This is a genomic window from Mycobacterium sp. ENV421 (assembly GCF_002887815.1).
Lineage (GTDB): Bacteria > Actinomycetota > Actinomycetes > Mycobacteriales > Mycobacteriaceae > Mycobacterium.
In genome coordinates this window covers 1-4,375 of sequence record NZ_PDHO01000089.1, presented here as the reverse complement: position 1 = coordinate 4,375, position 4,375 = coordinate 1, and the positions used below count along the sequence as shown (strand labels likewise).

Below are 4,375 nucleotides of genomic sequence, written 5' to 3'. Positions count from 1 at the left end.
CGACCTCAAAGGGCTTACCAGCCTCGAACAGCACAGCCGCTCGTGTCTTCATGTGCTTTTCCCGCTTTCTGCGTCGTCTACACTCAGTTCGCGTCGAACAAATCGACGCATCACGCCACTACTGAAATTGTCCGACGGAAGTGGCGGGGCTAACTGTCCGACTTCTGCACACCGACGAGCCGGGGGCTGGCGAATGGTGGTTGTTGAGACGCATAGTGTGGGCGACGAACCCGCCTGCTCAAGCATTTGACGCGAAGGACCAGCGATGGCGCGCACACCCGAAGAAGTTTTCGCCCACCATGCTCAAGCCCTCGGCTCAGGTGACCTCGATTCCATCGTCGCCGACTACGCCGACGACGCGGTGTTCATCTCACCGGCTGGCGTGTCGCGCGGCAAGGAGGGCATCCGGACCGCCTTCGCCAAGTTGCTCGACGACGTGCCGAACGCGGCGTGGGAATTGAAGACGCAGATTCTCGAGGGGAACGTGCTGTTCCTCGAGTGGGCCGCCGATTCCGCGTTGACGCGCGTTGACGACGGCATCGACACCTTCGTCTTCAGCGACGGGTTGATCCGTGCCCAAACCGTCCGCTACACCCTGCTGGACAAGCGTTAGGGGCATGTGACCGCCGACACCAACCGAAGTGCAACGTCGTGCGGTTACGCTTCGCGAGATGCCGGAAACGCAAACCGAACTTCAGTCGTCCGTTCCGCCGTCGGCCGAGTTCGCCGCGCAGGCCAACGCCACCGAGGAACTGTATCGCGAGGCTGAGCGGGATCTGCTGGCGTTCTGGGCGACACAAGCCAACAGACTGTCCTGGGACACTCCGTTCACCGAGGTGCTGGACTGGTCCGACGCGCCGTTCGCCCGATGGTTCGCCGACGGAAGGCTCAACGTCGCCTACAACTGTGTGGACCGCCACGTCGAGGCAGGCAATGGCGGCCGTGTCGCGATCCTCTGGGAAGGCGAGCCGGTAGGCGATTGCCGTGCAATCACCTACGCCGAACTTCTGGCCGAGGTATGCAAGGCCGCCAACGCGTTGTCCGACCTCGGGATCACCGCCGGCGATCGTGTCGATGTTGGCGTGCGCACGCCTCGGCGCGTTGCACAGCGTGGTGTTCGCCGGCTTCTCGGCGACGGCGCTCGCCGCGCGCATCGAGGATGCCGAAGCCAAGCTGGTCATCACAACCGATGGGCAGTTCCGTCGCGGCCAGGCCGTGTCTCTCACCGAGGCAGCCGACGAGGCGGTCAATGGACAGAAGTCCGTCGAGAATGTTCTGGTGGTGCGGCGCACGGGAATCGACACGCCGTAGACCGAGGGCCGCGATCTCTGGTGGCACGAGACGGTCGACAGGGCCTCCCCGGAACACACCCCGACGGCGTTCGATGCCGAACATCCGCTGTTTCTGCTCTACACATCGGGCACCACCGGCAAACCCAAGGGCGTGGTGCACACCTCCGGCGGATACCTGACGCAGGCGGCCTACACCCACTACAACGTCTTCGACATCAAGCCGCAGACCGACGTGTATTGGTGTACAGCCGACATCGGCTGGGTCACCGGCCATACCTACATCGTGTACGGACCGCTGTCCAACGGCGCTACCCAGGTGGTCTACGAGGGCACGCCAGCCTCACCCGACGAGCACCGGCACTTCCAGGTGATCGAAAAGTACGGCGTGACAATCTATTACACGGCGCCGACCCTGATCCGCACGTTCATGAAGTGGGGCCGCGAGATCCCCGACGCCCACAACCTGTCCACCTTGCGGCTGCTGGGCACCGTCGGCGAGCCGATCAATCCCGAGGCGTGGCGGTGGTATTGGGATGTCTTCGGCGGCAACCAAACTCCGATTGTGGACACCTGGTGGCAGACCGAGACCGGCGCCGCGATGATCTCCCCGCTGCCCGGTGCTACCCACGCGGTGCCCGGCTCGGCCACCCAACCATTGCCGGGGATCTCCGCCCGGATCGTGGACGACCACGGCAGCACGATCACGCGCAGCCACGAGTTCGGCGAACACGCGCAAGGCTACCTGGTTCTGGATGCACCGTGGCCGTCGATGCTACGCGGAATCTGGGGCGACCCCGAGCGTTACAAGCAGACCTACTGGTCGCGGTTCGCCGAGCAGGGTTGGTACTTCGCCGGCGACGGCGCCCGCTACGATGACGACGGCAACATCTGGGTGCTGGGGCGCGTCGACGACGTGATGAACGTTTCGGGCCACCGCATCTCCACCGCTGAGGTGGAATCCGCCCTCGTCGGTCATTCGCATGTGGCCGAGGCCGCCGTCGTCGGTGCCACCGACGACACCACCGGCCAGGCGATCATCGCGTTCGTGATCCTGGAGTCCAGCGCAACGGACAATCCACACAATCACATGGTCGACGAACTGCGCGCCGAGGTCGCCCGCGAGATATCCCCAATCGCCAAGCCCCGCGAGATCCACGTCGTGCCCGAACTTCCGAAGACCCGCAGCGGCAAGATCATGCGACGATTACTGCGTGACGGCGCCGAGGGCCGCGAACTCGGCGACACGTCGACGTTGCTGGACCCCACTGTGTTCGAAGCGATCCGCGCCAGCAAGGCCGAGACGTAACTGACCGGCAGCGGCAGGCGGAGGCGGGCGGATGCGCGTAGAACTCATCACCCATCCCAGATGTAGAAACGTTGACACGGTGCACCACACCCTCGCCGAGTCCATCGACTTTCTCGGCCTCGATGAAACCATCGTCGAGGCGGTGAGGAAATCTCGTTGAGGTAGTCACCGGCCGGTAGGGCCGCGTTTACATCGCGCACTGACCAGGCTGATTGGTGATCCGGGCGGGGTGCTCGCGATCGCCAGTTTGCTCAGCACCACCCGCGCGCAGCTGAGGTGAGTCCTGCAGGCACGTGGCCAGGTAGCCGGCGCGCTGGGCCAGCTTGTCGGGGTGCAGGATTACCACGGCGTTGTATTCAAGCCGGATCCAGCCGCGGTCGGCGAAGTCGTGCAGTGCCCTATGCGTGGCCTCGCGGCCCGGCCAGCTGCGCGATCTCCTCTTGGGTCAGCTCGTGGGTCACCCGCGGCAGGTCACTGCCGGCGCCGCCGAATCTGTGAGCCAAATGCAGTAGTTGTCGGGCGACGCGGCCAGGCACGTCGGTGCCGCTGTGATCGGCCAGAGTCTCCGTGGTGCGGCGCAGCCGGCGGGCCAGCATCTGTAGCAGCTGTTCGCCGATTTCGGGGCGATCGGCGATCCAGGCGTGCAGCCCGTCGCGGTCCATCCAGACCGCGCGCACCTTGGTGATCGTGGTCGCGCTCGACGTGCGCGGCCCCGGGTCGAAGACAGACAGTTCACCGAACATGTCCGAGGGCCCCAGGATGGCCAGCAGATGCTGGCGACCCCTGGGAAAGCAGCGTCCGATTTTGACTTTGCCGGATTTGATGATGTAGAGACGGTCGCCGGGCTCGCCTTCGGTGAAAACGGCCTGCCGGGCACCGAACACGACAGGATGCAGCCGGCGCCGCAGCGCCGCCGCAGCCGCCGGTTGCACCGCCTCCACAATCGCAGCACCGGCCAGCACCTTATCCACTAGAGCCCCTCCGCGAACGCCGGAAGCGGTGGTGGCCGCCTCGCTATACCGCGTGAGCACCCGCCGACCCCCTCACCGGCGGGTGATCACAGCACCTCGCGAGACAACCTGGATCTGCACGCTAACCGGCAGCACCCAGACGTGCCCGCCGCCCCAGAGTTTTCCGGCCGCGGGCGACCCGCCAATTACCGCCAAGAAAAGCCGACGTTACCTACCATCGCGTGATTCTTCGGCCTGGCAGGTGGAGCGGCGCAAACGCGCCGAGCGGGCGCTGACCAGTGTTGTGGCGAGCTGTTATCTGTTGGAGGTGTCGAGCCGTCGCATGGAGCGTCTCGTTGAACCGGGGGCTACCGCGAGATCTCGGGCGTCGATGGTCAGTTCCGCTCAGGACGGGCAGACGCTAGCGACGCTGGCCACAGTTGACGGCATCGTTGCGCATCCCGCTGTGGGCTCGTCCGACGGACCCGGTCGACCGCGGCCGTGGACACCGTGGGCCGTGCGCTGCTCATGGTTGTGGAAGGCAGATGAAAACGTTCGGAAATGTCGGGTCGATATCAATGCGAAGTGCGTTGGTCACCGCTGTCGGCCGCGGCAGGTGGACGCGGATGTCGGCGGCCGCACTTCCGTGGTCGTTCATCGGCCTGGGCTCTCAGCGCCCGGTCAACCCGCAATGCCCGGTTGACCCGGTGCTTGAGGGTGCGGATGTGAAACTGCCAAGTGGTATGCGTGATCCATTCGCCGACCACGGACGGGTCGTGTCCGGGATCCGGTGTAAATGGGGAGCACGGGCGTAGGTTCCGCTTCAC

The 4,375-nt window shown here is 65.1% G+C and carries 1 protein-coding gene and 3 pseudogenes; 3 read left to right on the top strand and 1 reads right to left on the bottom strand.

What is annotated here, in order from left to right:
- The first annotated feature begins 265 nt into the window (after positions 1-265).
- Complete coding sequence (locus CRM90_RS29550) at positions 266-613, top strand: nuclear transport factor 2 family protein (RefSeq protein WP_102810392.1); 348 nt, start codon at positions 266-268, stop codon at positions 611-613.
- A gap of 58 nt (positions 614-671) precedes the next feature.
- A pseudogene (gene acs, locus CRM90_RS29545) lies at positions 672-2,598 on the top strand (acetate--CoA ligase).
- A gap of 307 nt (positions 2,599-2,905) precedes the next feature.
- On the opposite strand, the pseudogene CRM90_RS29540 reads toward acs, so the two are convergent.
- Positions 2,906-3,569: pseudogene (locus tag CRM90_RS29540) on the bottom strand (Crp/Fnr family transcriptional regulator); the annotation flags it as partial.
- A gap of 235 nt (positions 3,570-3,804) precedes the next feature.
- Between CRM90_RS29540 and CRM90_RS31205 the strand changes: the two are divergent.
- A pseudogene (locus CRM90_RS31205) lies at positions 3,805-3,948 on the top strand (transposase); the annotation flags it as partial.
- Between the last annotated feature and the right edge of the window lie 427 nt (positions 3,949-4,375).